This is a genomic window from Pseudomonas sp. NBRC 111138, assembly GCF_001320835.1.
GTDB lineage: Bacteria > Pseudomonadota > Gammaproteobacteria > Pseudomonadales > Pseudomonadaceae > Aquipseudomonas > Aquipseudomonas paracarnis.
Window position 1 is genome coordinate 32,749 of record NZ_BCBO01000035.1, and the last position, 14,577, is coordinate 47,325.

A 14,577-nucleotide genomic window follows, 5' to 3' on the forward strand; every position below is an offset into this window, starting at 1 on the left:
TTAGATCAGTGGCGCAAGTGACTGATCACCCTTTCATTGAGCTGAGTCAAAAGACCGTACGGAACGATCTTTACCATTGGACGTACAACTTTTAAACGTCCTTTGGAGCTCCCATGAACAAGTCTCTGCTCGGCGCGTCCCTCTTCGCGCTCGCCCTCGTCGCCCCCGTCGCTCACGCTCACCAGGCGGGCGATATTCTGGTTCGCGCCGGTGCAATTACCGTGAACCCGAAGGCCGACAGCAGCAGCGTCAAGGTTGACCAGGGCCCATTGGCCGGCACCAATCTGGGCGGCAAGGCGACCATGAGCAGCGACACCCAACTGGGCTTGAACTTCGCCTACATGATCACCGACCACGTCGGCATCGAATTGCTCGCGGCCACGCCGTTCGAGCATGACGTGAAGATCAAGAACACCGCCCTGGGCGCCGCCAATGGCAAGCTCGGCACGCTGAAGCACCTGCCGCCGACCTTGAGCGTCGTGTACTACCCGCTGGATCACAAATCCGCGTTCCAACCGTATGTGGGCGCCGGTATCAACTACACCTGGATCTACGACGAGCACGTGGGCAGCCGCGCCGAACAGGCTGGTTTCAGCAACTTCAAGGCCGAGAACTCCTGGGGCTGGGCTGCACAGATCGGCGCCGACTACATGATCAACGACAAGTGGATGATCAACGCCCAGGCGCGCTACATCGACATCAGCACCAAAGCGACTGTGGATAACAACGCGCTGGGCCAGGGCACTCGGGCCAAGGTCAATGTGGATGTAGACCCGATGGTTTACATGGTGGGTATCGGCTACAAGTTCTGAGTTCGGTTTAAGCCACACCGCATAACCCATGTGGGAGGGGGCTTATGTGGGAGCCGGGCTTGCCCGCGATGCAGACACCACGGTGTATCAGTGATACCCAGGTGATGCTATCGCAGGCAAGCCAGCTCCCACATATGTCCCCTCCCACATTTTGGTTTTGAGGGTGTCAGCTATGGCGGTAGAAGCGATCCAGAAGCGCCGGCAAGCCTGCCCGCCATGCCCTGGGCTTGATGCCGAAGGTGTGGAGGATTTTCTTGCAGGCCAACACCGCATGCTGCGGTTCATCCGCCGCATCCGGCCGCGCTGCGTGAGCCTGGGCGGTGGGGGACTCGATGGCCAGCGGATGGAAGTTGCGCGCTTCAGTCAGAATCGCCTGCCCCAGCGCCAACGGGGTAGTCGCCTCGTGGCCGGCGTAGTGGTAGGTGCCCCATAGCGGCGCAGCGCAATCGAGTTGCTTGAGCACCGAGATGATCACCCGCGCCGCATCGTCCACCGGCGTCGGGTTGCCCCGGCGGTCGTCGGCCATCAGTAGCTCGTCGGCGTTCTCGGCCCGGGCCAGGAAGCGCCCGAGCGTGCCGTCGACGCTGTCATCGAGCAACCAGCCAAACCGCAGCAGCACATGCTGCGGGCACGTAGCGCGCACGCTTTGTTCGATACGCCACAACGCCTGGCCGCGCAGGCCCAGGGGCACCGGCTCGTCTTTCTCGCTGTAGGCCGTGGCGCGGGAGCCATCGAATACGCGGTAGCTGGACGGTTGCAGCAGGGTGATGCTGTGATGCTGGCACAGCTCGGCCAGGCGTTCGATGGCGAACTCCTGGGCGGCCAAGCGGGTTTCGCTCACGGCTTCGGCCTGGAACCAGTCGAAATAGTAGGCGAGGTTGATCAAGGCATCGGGACGGGTGTCGTCGAGCAATTGGGTGAGGCTTGCGGCATCCCAGCCGTCTTGGGGCGGTTTGGGGGCGAGGAAACCGATGTCTTCCTCCGCACCGAGGCGAATCAGCGCCTGCCCGAGGGCATTCCCGCCGCCCAGTAACATAAGGCGCATTCGCATAGATTGAGCAGGCCCGGTCTGTTTGGAACGATGGTTATTATCGACAGGCATGTGCGCCTTGCCGTAGGTAGTTGCCAGAATCGTTGCATTTTGCGGGTTTGTAGCGCAACCGTCACGGATAAAGTGCGGGGTTGCAACTTGGCCCCGCCGGTTGCATATAGGGTGAATGAACCTTCCCGAATCAACGGACAAGGGTTTGCACGGCTTTCACCCCGCCGTCAGCACTTGGTTCCGTAGTACCTTTCCTTCGGTGACCAACGCCCAGGCCCAGGCGTGGCCGTTGATCCGCCAGCGCCGCTCGACGCTGATCGCCGCGCCCACCGGCTCCGGCAAGACGCTGACGGCCTTTCTGGCGGTGCTGGACGACCTGGTGCACCAAGGCCTGGCCAACGGCGGCGAACTGCCGGACCAAACCCTGGTGGTGTATGTGTCGCCGCTCAAGGCGCTATCCAACGATATCCAGATCAACCTGCAAAACCCGCTGGCCGGCATTACCGAACATCTAGAGAAGCGGGGGCTGCCGCCGCTGGTAATCCGCACCGCTGTGCGCACCGGCGACACCCCGCAAAAAGACCGCGCCCAGATGCGCAAACGCGCACCGCATATCCTGGTAACCACTCCTGAATCGCTCTACGTGCTGCTTGGCTCGGATTCCGGCCGGCACATGCTCGCCAGCACACGTACGGTGATCGTCGATGAGATCCACGCCATCGCCGCTGGCAAGCGCGGCAGCCACTTGGCCTTGAGCCTGGAGCGCCTGCAAGGGCTGTGTGCCGAGCCATTGACCCGTATCGGCTTGTCGGCCACGCAAAAACCCATCGAAGCCGTCGCACGCTTTTTAGTTGGCACCGAACGTGATTGCGCCATTGTGGATATCGGCCACGCCCGCCCCCGTGACCTGGCGATCGAAGTGCCGCTGGTGCCGCTCTCGGCGGTGATGGCCAACGACGTGTGGGAGTTGGTCTACGATCGCCTCGCGCAATTGGCCCGTGAACACCGCACCACCCTGGTATTCGTCAACACCCGACGCCTGGCCGAACGCCTGGCCCGGCACTTGAGCGAGCGCCTGGGCAAGACCGCCGTGGCCGCTCACCACGGCAGTCTGGCCAAGGAGATGCGCCTGGATGCCGAACAGCGCCTCAAGGCCGGCGAACTGCAAGTGTTGATCGCCACGGCGTCCCTGGAGCTGGGGATTGATATCGGCGAAGTGGACCTGGTGTGCCAGATCGGCTCACCCGGTTCCATCAACGGCTTCCTGCAACGGGTCGGCCGTTCCGGGCACCAGGTCGGTGGCACGCCCAAGGGGCGCCTGTTTGCCACCACCCGCGACGACCTGATCGAGTGCGCCGTGCTGCTCGACTGCGTGCGCCGTGGCGAGCTGGATACCTTGCATATTCCGGTGGCACCGCTCGATGTACTGGCCCAGCAGATCATCGCCGAGGTCAGCGCCCAGGAATGGCCGGAACAGGCGCTGCTGGCGCTTATCCACCGCGCCGCGCCTTACGCCGAACTGGATGAACGCCACTACCAGGCCCTTTTGCAGATGCTCAGCGAGGGCTACAACGGCCGCCAGGGCATGCGCAGCGCCTACCTGCACCGCGACGCTGTGGCCCACACCCTGCGTGGCCGCCGTGGCGCCAGGCTCACGGCGGTAACCAGCGGCGGCACGATCCCCGACAACGCCGACTACAGCGTGTTGCTGGAGCCGCAAAGCCTGAATATCGGCAGCGTCAACGAAGACTTTGCGGTGGAAAGCATCGCCGGGGATATCTTCCAGCTCGGCAATACCTCCTATCGCATCCTGCGTGTCGAAGCCGGCAAGGTGCGGGTCGAAGACGCCCAGGGCCAACCCCCGACCATTCCGTTCTGGTTGGGTGAAGCGCCCGGGCGCAGCAACGAGTTATCGGTGGCCGTGGCCCGCTTGCAAGGGCAATTGGACAGCTTGCTCGGCGCCACGCCCGGCGACCTGCAACCGGCCCTCGACTGGCTTACCGGCACCCTGGGTCTCAATGTCGCCAGCGCCGACCAACTGTTGGATTACCTCGCCCGGTCGCGCCAGGCCCTGAGCGCCTTGCCGTCCCAGGACACATTGATCATGGAACGGTTTTTCGATGCGTCCGGCGGCACCCAACTGATCATCCACACGCCGTTTGGCAGCCGCATCAACCGCGCCTGGGGCCTGGCCTTGCGCAAGCGCTTTTGCCGTACCTTCAATTTCGAGTTGCAAGCGGCGGCCAGTGAAAATGCCATCGTGCTGTCGTTGTCCACCAGTCACAGCTTCGCGCTGGATGAGGTGTGGCGTTACCTCAACAGCAACAGTGCCGAGCACATCCTGATCCAGGCCGTGCTGGATGCGCCACTGTTCGGTGTGCGCTGGCGCTGGAATGCCGGCGTGGCCCTGGCGCTGCCGCGTTATACCGGCGGGCGCAAGGTGGCGCCGCAGATCCAGCGCATGAAGAGCGAAGACCTGATCGCCAGCGTATTTCCCGACCAGATCGCCTGCCTGGAAAACCTCTCCGGCGAACGCGAAATCCCCAACCACCCGCTGGTGGAGCAAACCCTCGACGACTGCCTGCACGAGGCCATGGACAGCGACGCCTGGCTGGCGCTGCTGCGGCGCATGGAACGCGGCGACGTGCGGTTGATCAGCCGCGACCTGCCCGCGCCCTCGCCCATGGCCGCAGAAATCCTCAGCGCTAAACCCTATACCTTCCTCGACGACGCCCCCCTGGAAGAGCGCCGCACCCAGGCCGTGCTCAACCGACGCTGGAGCGACCCGCAGAGCACCGACGACTTGGGCGCCCTGGATGCCGACGCCATCGCCGGTGTACGCGAAGAAGCCTGGCCGGCGCCCAATGGCCTGGATGAAATGCATGAAGCGTTGATGAGCCTGGCGTGCATCGCAGCGGGCGAAGTTACGCCGCAATGGGCCCAATGGTTGCAGGCCTTGCGCAAGGCCGGGCGGGCCTATCAGTTGCCCAATGGAATGTGGGGCGCCGTAGAGCGCTTGAATTGTTTGCAGGCGCTGTATCCCAACGATCTGCCGTTGCTGCCGGGGTTCGATGAGCCCTGGTCCTTTGATGAAGCGCTGGTGGAAGTGCTACGTGCGCGCCTCAGTGGTTTTGGCCCACTGACCCTGGTCGAGATCGCAGCGCCCCTGGCATTACCGGTGGTGGCGCTTACCCAGGCCCTGGCACGCCTGGAACAAGAAGGCTACGTGCTGCGCGGTCACTTCAGCCCCGGCGTGGGTGAAGAACAATGGTGCGAACGTCATTTGCTGGCGCGCATTCATCGCTACACGGTCAAGCGCCTGCGCCGGGAAATCGAGCCGGTGGCATTGCAGGATTTCATGCGCTTTCTGTTCGATTGGCAACACCTGTCCCACAGCACCCGCGGCCAGGGCAGCGCCGTGTTGCCGCAAATCGTCGGCCAGTTCGAAGGCTATGCCGCTGCCACGTCAGCCTGGGACACAGACCTGCTCAGCGCCCGCATCAAGGATTACTCATCGACCTGGCTCGATGACCTGTGCCGCAGCGGCAAGCTGGTCTGGACGCGCCTGAGCAACAAGGCCGGCGCCATGGCATTGCGCAGCACCCCGGTGGTTTTGCTCCCCCGTAGCCAGGTAGCGTTGTGGAGCGGGCTGACCGAGCCTACCGACAGCACCACGTTGTCGCCCAAGACGCAGAAGGTCCACCTGGCCCTGCGCGAGCATGGCGCGCTGTTTTTCGATGAACTGGTACACGAGGCCCATTTGCTGCCCAGCGAGTTGGAGACAGCCTTGCAGGAATTGGTAGGCGCCGGCTTGGTGAATGCTGACAGCTTCGCCGGCCTGCGCGCCTTGACCACCCCCGCGAGCAAACGCCAGGCGCGCAGCAGTCGACGTGGGCGCGGGGCGTTTGTCGGCGGTATGGACGACGCCGGGCGTTGGGCCTTGGTTCGCCGCTCGGCGACCGCCGCCGGCGCGCATACGGCCGAGACCCTGGAGCATGTGGCGATGACCCTGCTGCGCCGCTATGGCGTGGTGTTCTGGCGGCTGCTGGAGCGCGAGGCGGATTGGTTACCGAGTTGGCGCGAGTTGCTGCGCACCTTCCATCGGTTGGAGGCGCGAGGCGAGATCCGTGGCGGGCGGTTTGTCAGTGGGTTGGCGGGAGAGCAGTTTGCATTGCCGGAGGCGATACCGTTGCTGCGCGAGGTGCGGCGGCGGCCCCATGATGGGAGTTTAATTGCGGTGTGTGGGGCGGATCCGTTGAATCTTGTCGGCACGCTGTTACCGGGAGCCAAGGTGCCAGCGGTAAGCGGTAATCGGGTTGTGTACCGTGATGGGGTGCCGGCGGCGGTGATGGTAGGGGGCAAGCAGCAGGTTTTGTTGGAGATGGATCAGCAAGCGGTGCAGGAGAAGTTGATCAGGCGCTGACCTTGAGGGCCTCATCGGGAGCAAGCCCCCTCCCACACTTGAAACGTGTTCACAAATCTCAATGTGGGAGGGGCTTGCTCCCGATGGGGCCAGAACAGCCACCTTCATCATTGAGACCTGGGCTGCTCCGTCAACACCGCATCCTGCTCATGCTCCTGCGCCACACGCTTAGGCAACAACACCTGCTGTGGATAAGTTTGCGCAAAATGCACCTCATCACAGTTATCCACAAGCTTTTTCAAGCGCTGATTAAACGCACGGCTGACAGCGTATTGGCCACCCGAAACCGTGCGGAACTGCGCCGTGAGCACCACGCCATTGAGGTCCATCTTGTCCACCCCGAACACCTCCAACGGCCCTTGCAGGTTGTACTTGAGGAACACATCGTCGCGAATCGACTGGCCGGCCTCGCGGATCAGCTCCACGGCCCTGTCCACGTCAGTGTCGTAGGTGAACTGCACCGAGAAGAAGGCATAGGCGAATTGACGGGACTGGTTGGTGACCGCCTTGATCTGCCCGAACGGCACCGAATGCACAAACCCCTTGCCATCACGCAGGCGCAGGGTGCGGATGGTCAGGCCCTCCACGGTGCCGGCGTGACCAGAGTCGAGCACCACCCAATCGCCGATGGACAGGGTGTCTTCGATAATGATGAACAGGCCAGTAATCACGTCCTGCACCAGTTGCTGGGAACCGAAACCGATCGCCAGTCCCACCACCCCGGCGCCCGCCAGCAACGGCGCGACATTGATGCCCAGATTGGCCATGGTGGTGATCGCGCAGATCACCACCAGGATGATCTTCACTGCATTGCGCAGCAGCGGCAGGATGGTTTTGACCCGGGTACTGGGCTGGCGACTGGAGCGCTTATTCACGGGTGGTTTGAGGGCTTCCTGGATCGCGGTGTCGAGCACCACCCAGAACAGCCAGGTCACCAACAGGATCAGGCCGATGCTGCTGAGGGAGTCACTGATGGCCCGCCCCACCGAGTTGCGCTGGGCGAATTCGAACAGCGAAACACCCCAGATACGCCCGAGTATCTCGATAAACGCAATGGCCATGGCGATACGCAAAATCGCGTGCAGCAAACTCAGGAAGCGTTCCTTGTAGGCACTGCTGCGTTGGATCGATACCTGGCTGCGGGACTTGAACAGGTGTTGCAGCACGGTGCTGAGAAACACCGTGCCGATCAGTAACAAAGTGGTGAGCAGCGCGCAGCGCAGGGCCTCTTGGTTGTCGTCACCGGCACCGATCAGGTTGACCACCGACACCAGCACCATCAACAGAATCGGCCAGTACCAGAGCCCGGAAAACACCCGCAGCGACTGTTGCAATGCTGGATGTTTGAGGCGCTGGGCCAGTGGCCGGTTGCGGATCAAATGGGCCACCGGCCGCCGCAGGCGTACCACCAGCACGCCAAAGATGACCGCGGCAAACAGGCCGGTAAACACGGCGATGCTGCTGGTGATATTGCCGCCCAACTGACGAGCGATTTGCGGGCTGGTCAGCGCATCGCTGAGGGCCGCGAGAAAGCCGATCAGGAACAGCGGCTTGGGGCAATAGTCACGAATGATCTGCACGGCACGCCGCTTGTGCCCGACGTTGAACATGACAATGACGCACAGCAACAGCGAGGTGGAAAAGATGCCACTGCTGGTGGCGTAGGCAAAACACAGTGCCAGGGCTCGGCCGACAGACGCAGGTAAAAAGTGACTGACATAAAGCGTCAGCGGCAGGCAGATCAGCGCTGGAATCGTGTAGGGCACCACATAGCCCAGCAAGCCTTGCAGCCGTTGACGCCGCGCAAGGAACGGGCGGCGGCTCGTGCGTTGCACAACCAGACGCCCAAGCATCGTCAACAGGGTAAAGGCACCGGCCCACACGCCGGACAACAGCAGGAAATCGCCGGCCACGCTCCAGGGCGAGCGTGCGGCTGTCTGGTCTACCAGGCGTCCGACTTCGTCTGCGGCGCGATCAGCACGCAGGCGCCAGGCGTCGATGAGGTTCTGGTCGAGGTCGAGCTTGTTCTGCACGTCGTCGATGCTGGAGCTGATGGCCCCGAGCAACCCGCCCTCCACCAGCAGCTCCGGCTTGGCCGGTGTGTCGGCAGCAGGCGCAGAGGCCGCGGCCTGCAATGCGCCATTGCCGCAGAGCAGCAGCGCGCCGAGCAGTAATGCAGTCTTTAAATTCAGCAAAACAGCAAGCTCCTTCAGCAGGGTCTGTAAGGAACTGACGAGCTGGGGCCTTTATCGTTCCCTGCATTTGCAATGCCCCTCCCGCATTTCACCCCTATTACCGCCTGTAGGAATGTGGAAACTTTCAGCCAAATAGCGCAGTCATCCCATAACGGAGGTCACCTCACCCACCATCCACGGGAGTAAACATGGCGGCGATTCACATCGGCATTTCCGGCTGGCGCTACACGCCCTGGCGCGGGGACTTTTACCCCGAAGGGCTGACCCAGAAACGCGAGTTGCAGTTTGCGTCACGCGCCGTCAACAGCATCGAAATCAACGGCTCGTTCTACGCGCTGCAAACCCCCAAGCGCTACGCCGAGTGGTATGCCGATACGCCCGAAGGTTTCCTGTTCAGTGTCAAGGCGCCCCGTTTCATCACGCATATCCTGCGCCTGCGGGACGTGCACAAGCCGATGGCGAATTTCTTCGCTTCCGGCGTGCTGGAACTCAAAGAAAAACTTGGCCCCATCCTCTGGCAGTTTCCGCCCAGCTTCAAATTCGACGCCACGCTGTTCGAAACCTTTTTGGCTGAATTACCTACCGATACCCAGCAGGCAGCCGCCCTCGCCCGCCAGCATGAGCCACGCCTGAACGGCAAGGCGAGCATGAAGGCCTATGCCAAGAAGCCTTTGCGCCATGCCGTGGAGATTCGCAACAAAAGTTTTGCCGTGCCGGAGTTCATCCAATTGCTGGATAAGCACGGTGTGGCGCTGGTGGTCGCGGACACTGCCGGCAAGTGGCCGTACATGGAAGACGTGACCGCTAACTTCATGTACCTGCGCTTGCACGGCGACAAGCAGTTATACGCCAGCGGTTATAGCGCCGAAGCGCTCCAGCGCTGGGGTGACCGAATCGAACGCTGGGCCCAAGGCAAGCAGCCTGCCGATGCACACCTAATCGACCCTCACCACACACCCCGCAGGCGTAAACAGCGCGATGTGTTCTGCTTTTTCGACAACGACATCAAAGTTCGCGCCCCCTTCGATGCACGCCAATTGCTGCAACGTTTCGGGCTGGACCAACACCTGCTCACCGAACCTGGCCGGCTGCCGGAACCAGGAGTATTGCCATGACGCATCCAGAGCTAATCCCCACCCCGCCGACCACCGCCATCACCCGTTTCACGGTGCTGACGGTTAATATCCACAAGGGTTTCACCGCACTGAATCGCCGTTTCATCTTGCCCGAGCTGCGTGAAGCGGTGCGCAGCGTGGGCGCAGACATGGTGTTCTTGCAGGAGATCCATGGCACCCACGAACGCCATCCCCAGCGCTACAGCGACTGGCCAAAAATGCCGCAGTATGAATTCCTCGCCGACAGCATCTGGCCGCAGTTTGCCTATGGGCGCAATGCGGTGTACCCCCATGGCGATCATGGCAATGCACTGCTGTCGAAATTCCAGATCATCCGCTACGACAACCTCGATATTTCGCAAAGCGGCCATGAAAACCGCGGCCTGCTGCATTGCGTGTTGCGCCTGCCGGGCAGCGGCCAGCAGGTGCACGCGATCTGCATCCACCTGGGCTTGCGCGAGGTGCATCGCCAACAACAATTGCGCTTGCTGGAACAACGTATCAGCGAGATTCCCGCCGATGCGCCGTTGGTGGTCGCTGGCGATTTCAACGACTGGCGGCAAAAAGCCGACCTGAGCCAAAGCGGCCTGCAGGAAGTGTTCATGCACACCCTCGGCAAACCGGCGCGCACCTTCCCGGCACGCCTGCCGTTGCTGCCGCTGGACCGCATTTATGTGCGCAACCTGACGGTGCACAACCCTCGCGTGCTCACCACTCGTCCCTGGTCCCATTTATCAGACCATGTGCCGCTGTCGGTGGAGGTTGAGCTATGAACGTTGCGGTAGACCATATCGCCACAGACCAACCGCCAGATGACAGCAAGGCGCGAGATCTGGATTACGGCTGGCAGAGCGGCAACCAGGTGGTGTTGCTGGAGAACGGCGAGGCGTACTTTCCTGCCGTGTTCGAGGCATTGCGCAGCGCCGAGCGCGAGATCCTGCTGGAGACCTTCATCCTTTTTGAAGACAAGGTCGGCTTTGAGCTGCACAGCATCCTCATCGAGGCGGCCAAGCGTGGGGTAAAGGTGGTGGTCAGCCTCGACGGTTTTGGTTGCGGCGAGCTGAGCCCGGGCTTCCTGCGGGAGTTGGCCGAAGCCGGGGTGATGGTGCAAATGTTCGACCCGGCGCCCAAGACCTTCGGCATACGCACTAACTGGTTTCGCCGCCTGCACCGCAAGATTGTGGTGGTGGATGCCCGCGTGGCGTTTATCGGCGGGATCAATTTTTCTGCTGACCACTTGGCGGATTTCGGCCCCGAAGCCAAGCAGGATTACGCCGTGCAGGTGATCGGCCCGGCCGTGGCCGACCTGCACCATTTCGCCCTTGCCCAAAGTGGCCGCCAGGTGCGCAGCCGTCGCGGTTGGCGGCGGCGCCAGCAGCGGCCTTCACCCTGGACGAACGAGCCAGGCGACGGCCTGGTACGCCTGATCTACCGCGACAATATCCAGCATCGTGACGACATCGAAGACGCGTATATCCATGCGTTGAGCCAGGCCCGGCAGCGGGTGGTGATCGCCAACGCGTACTTCTTCCCCGGCTATCGCCTGCTTCGCGAGATCCGTAACGCGGCGCGCCGTGGCGTGCAGGTGCAATTGATCATGCAGGGCCAGCCCGACGTGCTGTTGGCAAAACTTGCCGCGCGCATGCTCTATGACTATCTGCTCAAGGATGGCGTGGTGATTCACGAATACTGCCAACGCCCACTGCACGGCAAGGTGGCGCTGGTGGATGACGAATGGAGCACCGTCGGTTCGAGCAACCTGGACCCACTCAGCCTGGCATTAAACCTGGAGGCCAATGTGCTGATTCGCGACCGGGCTTTCAATCAGCAGCTCTACGAACGCCTGGAAGCCCTCGCCCACAATCATTGCCAGACCATGCCGGAAAAGCGCAAGCCACGCCTGTGGCTCTGGCGCTTGACCGTGGGTTTCCTGGTGTTTCATGTGATGCGCCATTTCCCGGTACTGGCCAGTTGGTTGCCGGCCCACAAACCGCGCTTGAAACCTTTTGAGGCCACGCCCCATGACGTCTGAAGCCCGCCCCCAAACGCAAGCCTCTGGGTTCAAGCGCTGGAAGAAACCGCTGACGATTGCGTTCTTCGTGCTGCTGATCGTGTTGTTTACCCTGCTCGCCCGGCGCATCGACTGGAGCGAAGTGTTCCAGACCCTGAGCGAGTTCAAGCTACGCACATTGTTCATCGCCGGCGCGCTGACGCTGTGCAGTTTTATCGTCTATGCCTGCTTCGATTTGATCGGCCGCACCTACATTCGCCAGCCGTTGCGTTGGAAGCAGATATTACCGGTGGGCATCATCAGCTACGCGTTCAACCTCAACCTCAGCGCCTGGGTCGGCGGCATCGCCATGCGGTATCGGCTGTATTCACGCCTGGGCGTGAGCACCAGCAATATCGCCAAGATCCTCGGCCTGAGCCTGGCCACCAATTGGTTCGGCTATATGGCGTTGGCCGGGGTGGTATTCAGCAGCGGGTTGGTGACCCTGCCGCCAGGCTGGAAGCTCAGCAGCGGCGCCTTGCAAGGCGTCGGGGTGTTATTGGTGATCGCGAGCCTGGGCTACCTGGCGGCGTGCCGGTTTTCGAAAAAGCGTGCGTGGTCGATTCGCGGTATCGAGATCAACTTGCCGTCGTTGCGCATGGCCTGTTTGCAGTTGGCCCTGGGTGCGTTGAACTGGTCATTGATGGCCGCGGTGATCTTTACCTTGCTGCCGGCCAAACTGGATTACCCACTGGTGCTGGGCGTGCTGTTGATCAGTGCGATTGCCGGGGTGGTCACCCATATCCCCGCCGGGTTGGGGGTGTTGGAGGCGGTGTTCATTGCGCTGTTGCAACATGAGGCGTCGCGGGGGAGTTTGCTGGCGGGGCTGATCGCGTATCGGGCGATTTACTTTATCTGCCCGTTGTTGATTGCACTGGTGATGTATTTGGGGGTGGAGGCCAAGGCCAAGGCGTTGCGAGTGAAGAAGACAGCCTGATGAGGCGGTGGTGACTGTTGAATCGCTATCGCGGGCAAGCCCGGCTCCCACAGGGGAATGCATTCCAAGGTGGTGCCAGGCTTGCCCGCGATAGCGATCACAAGGGCAACGACTATCGGGCCTGAATGATGCTCAACCGCTCCCCCACCACCATCTCGGTAATCCAGTCCACCAGGATCGAGGTGTACGCCTGCTGCGACACCGGGTCGCTCAGGGAATGGTCGGCGCCGTCGATGATGCGGTGGGTCAGCGAATGGGTCTGCTGGCACGCTGCGCGGTAACTCATGATGGTGGCGTGGGGCACATGGTCGTCGGTTTCCGATTCGACAATCAGCACATCGCCGGTAAATTGCGCGCAGGCATGCAGGGCGCGGTTGGTTTCGGCGTGCACGAGGGTGCCGCGGTAATCCATCAGGTCGGCTTTATCCAAGTCGCGCTTGGGCTTGAGCCATTCCTGGTCGCGGTACAGCGCCGGCACTCGCAGCGCCAGCCAACGTACCGGGCGCAATGAGGTGAGGATCGCCGCGAGGTACCCGCCATAACTGGTGCCCACCACTGCCACCGCCGAGGTGTCGATAGCCGGGTGGGACAGCAGGCGATCGTAAGCGGCCAACAGGTCGCGCAGGTTGTCTTCGCGGGTGACGCGGGACAAGGGGATGCCGGTGCCAGCATGGCCACGCAGGTCGAAGGTCAGGCATACACATCCAAGGCCTGCGATGCCTTTGGCCCGCTCCAGGTCGCGCTCCTGGCTGCCGCCCCAGCCGTGCACGAACAATACGCCGGGCACTTTGGACTTGGGACTGAGGAACGTCCCGCTCATCTGTTCGTCGTCTATATCGATGGTGATGCTCTCGCTTCTAGCCGTCATAAGTCTTGACCGTCACATACTTGAGTAGAAAGTCGCTGTTTTCGGCCGGGCCTCGGTATACCTCGATGGCATCCGCCGGCAGCGCCTGGTCTACATAGGTTTCTACCGAGGACACACGGATGGCTTTAAGGCCCGGATGGTTGATAAAACTCTGCAACGCCGCGACTTCCGCGCTGCTGGCCCCGCCCATGCGCCAGGATTGTTCGAGCACACCACTGCGGCGCTGGCCTGTGCTGTCCAGGCCTTGGGCGATGTCGTAGTTGCGGCGCGAGGCGAAGAAGCCTGGGTAGGCCTCATTCGCAGCACGGTCGAAAACCAGCGCCTGTTCGATGGCCTCACGCACGTCTTCAGGCAGATCCAGTTTGAGCAGGGCAGCGTAATCACCGGGGACGACCAGCAGATCGGAACCGCCGTAGACCTCTTCCCCCTGCCCGTCTTGCGTCAGGTGCTGCTCGCCGCAGTAGCTGAAGAGGTGAGCGCCGATAAAGCTCTGGCCCACACTGTGGGTGACCACCGCGTGCAGGTCTTGTTCCAGCACCACACCTTCATTGAACATTCGGGCCGCTTCCGGGCGCGCCACTATCGCGTCGAACTCATCCAGGCTGTGGATAACTTCCTGCCCCCGCCCTGCACAGGCATTTACGGGTTTCAGACGAATCGGGCCGCTGTAGAGCAAGCGGGTCGCGGCAGGCCGTGCATCCTCAAGGGCGAACACACTCACACCGTCCAACACCACGTCACGCACACGCTCGCAGAATGACGGCGACCAGCCTTCGGGCGCCTTGGCCTCGGGACTCAGCAGCCCGTGACTGATGGCTTTGGTGCAGATGAACGCGTGATCGACATAGCCGCCCCACAGATCTTGTGGCCCCTTGATATTGAGCTGGTGCGCTTGGGCTGGCCCGACCAGGGTTTGCGTGGGCAGCAGATACAATTCCCGACCCGCATGCAGGGCCGGGTCGTAACTGCCACCGAACTTGAGCCCCAGGATCTGCGCGAGCCAGCGTGCGAGGGCGCGGTTGGTCTCAATTTCATGCAGGGGCGCACCCTCTCGCATGGAGTGGGCGACCACCAACTTCTTGCGACTTATGGGGGTCATGCGGTCCCCTTTTCTATCAACCTTTGTGTAGCAGTG

General features: G+C 62.0%; 10 protein-coding genes. 6 read left to right on the forward strand and 4 right to left on the reverse strand.

Annotation, left to right across the window (positions count from 1 at the left end; all coding sequences use genetic code 11):
• The first annotated feature begins 113 nt into the window (after positions 1 to 113).
• Positions 114 to 812: an OmpW family protein gene (locus APH41_RS07005; RefSeq protein ID WP_014720136.1), complete on the forward strand. Its 699-nt coding sequence runs from the start codon at positions 114 to 116 to the stop codon at positions 810 to 812.
• Between the two features lie 166 nt (positions 813 to 978).
• Here APH41_RS07005 and APH41_RS07010 read toward each other — a convergent pair whose 3' ends face one another.
• On the reverse strand, positions 979 to 1,863 hold the full coding sequence (locus APH41_RS07010) for a sugar nucleotide-binding protein (protein ID WP_054896955.1): 885 nt from the start codon (positions 1,861 to 1,863) through the stop codon (positions 979 to 981).
• Positions 1,864 to 2,029: 166 nt separating this feature from the next.
• Between APH41_RS07010 and APH41_RS07015 the strand changes: the two genes are divergently transcribed.
• Positions 2,030 to 6,277, forward strand: a complete 4,248-nt coding sequence (locus APH41_RS07015; RefSeq protein ID WP_054918183.1) for a DEAD/DEAH box helicase — start codon at positions 2,030 to 2,032, stop codon at positions 6,275 to 6,277.
• A gap of 107 nt (positions 6,278 to 6,384) precedes the next feature.
• Here the strand turns inward: APH41_RS07015 and APH41_RS07020 are convergent, their stop codons facing one another.
• Positions 6,385 to 8,472, reverse strand: a complete 2,088-nt coding sequence (locus APH41_RS07020) for a mechanosensitive ion channel family protein (protein ID WP_054918184.1) — start codon at positions 8,470 to 8,472, stop codon at positions 6,385 to 6,387.
• A 188-nt stretch (positions 8,473 to 8,660) separates the two neighbouring features.
• On the opposite strand from APH41_RS07020, the gene APH41_RS07025 reads away from it, so the two are divergent.
• The 4 genes from APH41_RS07025 to APH41_RS07040 are packed head-to-tail and all read left to right on the forward strand — an operon-like array spanning position 8,661 to position 12,574.
• Positions 8,661 to 9,587: a DUF72 domain-containing protein gene (locus tag APH41_RS07025; protein ID WP_054918185.1), complete on the forward strand. Its 927-nt coding sequence runs from the start codon at positions 8,661 to 8,663 to the stop codon at positions 9,585 to 9,587.
• Complete coding sequence (locus APH41_RS07030; RefSeq protein WP_032895083.1) at positions 9,584 to 10,360, forward strand: endonuclease/exonuclease/phosphatase family protein; 777 nt, start codon at positions 9,584 to 9,586, stop codon at positions 10,358 to 10,360. Before APH41_RS07025 ends, APH41_RS07030 begins: the two co-directional genes overlap by 4 nt.
• Positions 10,357 to 11,619, forward strand: a complete 1,263-nt coding sequence (gene clsB, locus APH41_RS07035) for a cardiolipin synthase ClsB (protein WP_054918187.1) — start codon at positions 10,357 to 10,359, stop codon at positions 11,617 to 11,619. The genes APH41_RS07030 and clsB overlap by 4 nt, the downstream gene beginning before the upstream one ends.
• Positions 11,609 to 12,574 carry a lysylphosphatidylglycerol synthase domain-containing protein gene (locus APH41_RS07040; RefSeq protein WP_054896947.1) on the forward strand — a complete coding sequence of 322 codons (966 nt, stop codon included), beginning with the start codon at positions 11,609 to 11,611 and terminating at the stop codon, positions 12,572 to 12,574. The genes clsB and APH41_RS07040 overlap by 11 nt, the downstream gene beginning before the upstream one ends.
• 112 nt (positions 12,575 to 12,686) lie before the next feature.
• Here the strand turns inward: APH41_RS07040 and APH41_RS07045 are convergent, their stop codons facing one another.
• Both APH41_RS07045 and APH41_RS07050 read right to left on the reverse strand, forming a co-directional pair.
• Positions 12,687 to 13,442, reverse strand: a complete 756-nt coding sequence (locus tag APH41_RS07045) for a S9 family peptidase (RefSeq protein WP_019818878.1) — start codon at positions 13,440 to 13,442, stop codon at positions 12,687 to 12,689.
• The gene (locus tag APH41_RS07050) at positions 13,432 to 14,541 is read right to left on the reverse strand and encodes a DUF3182 family protein (protein WP_054918189.1); all 1,110 of its coding nucleotides are present in this window, start codon (positions 14,539 to 14,541) and stop codon (positions 13,432 to 13,434) included. The genes APH41_RS07045 and APH41_RS07050 overlap by 11 nt, the downstream gene beginning before the upstream one ends.
• Positions 14,542 to 14,577: the final 36 nt, after the last annotated feature.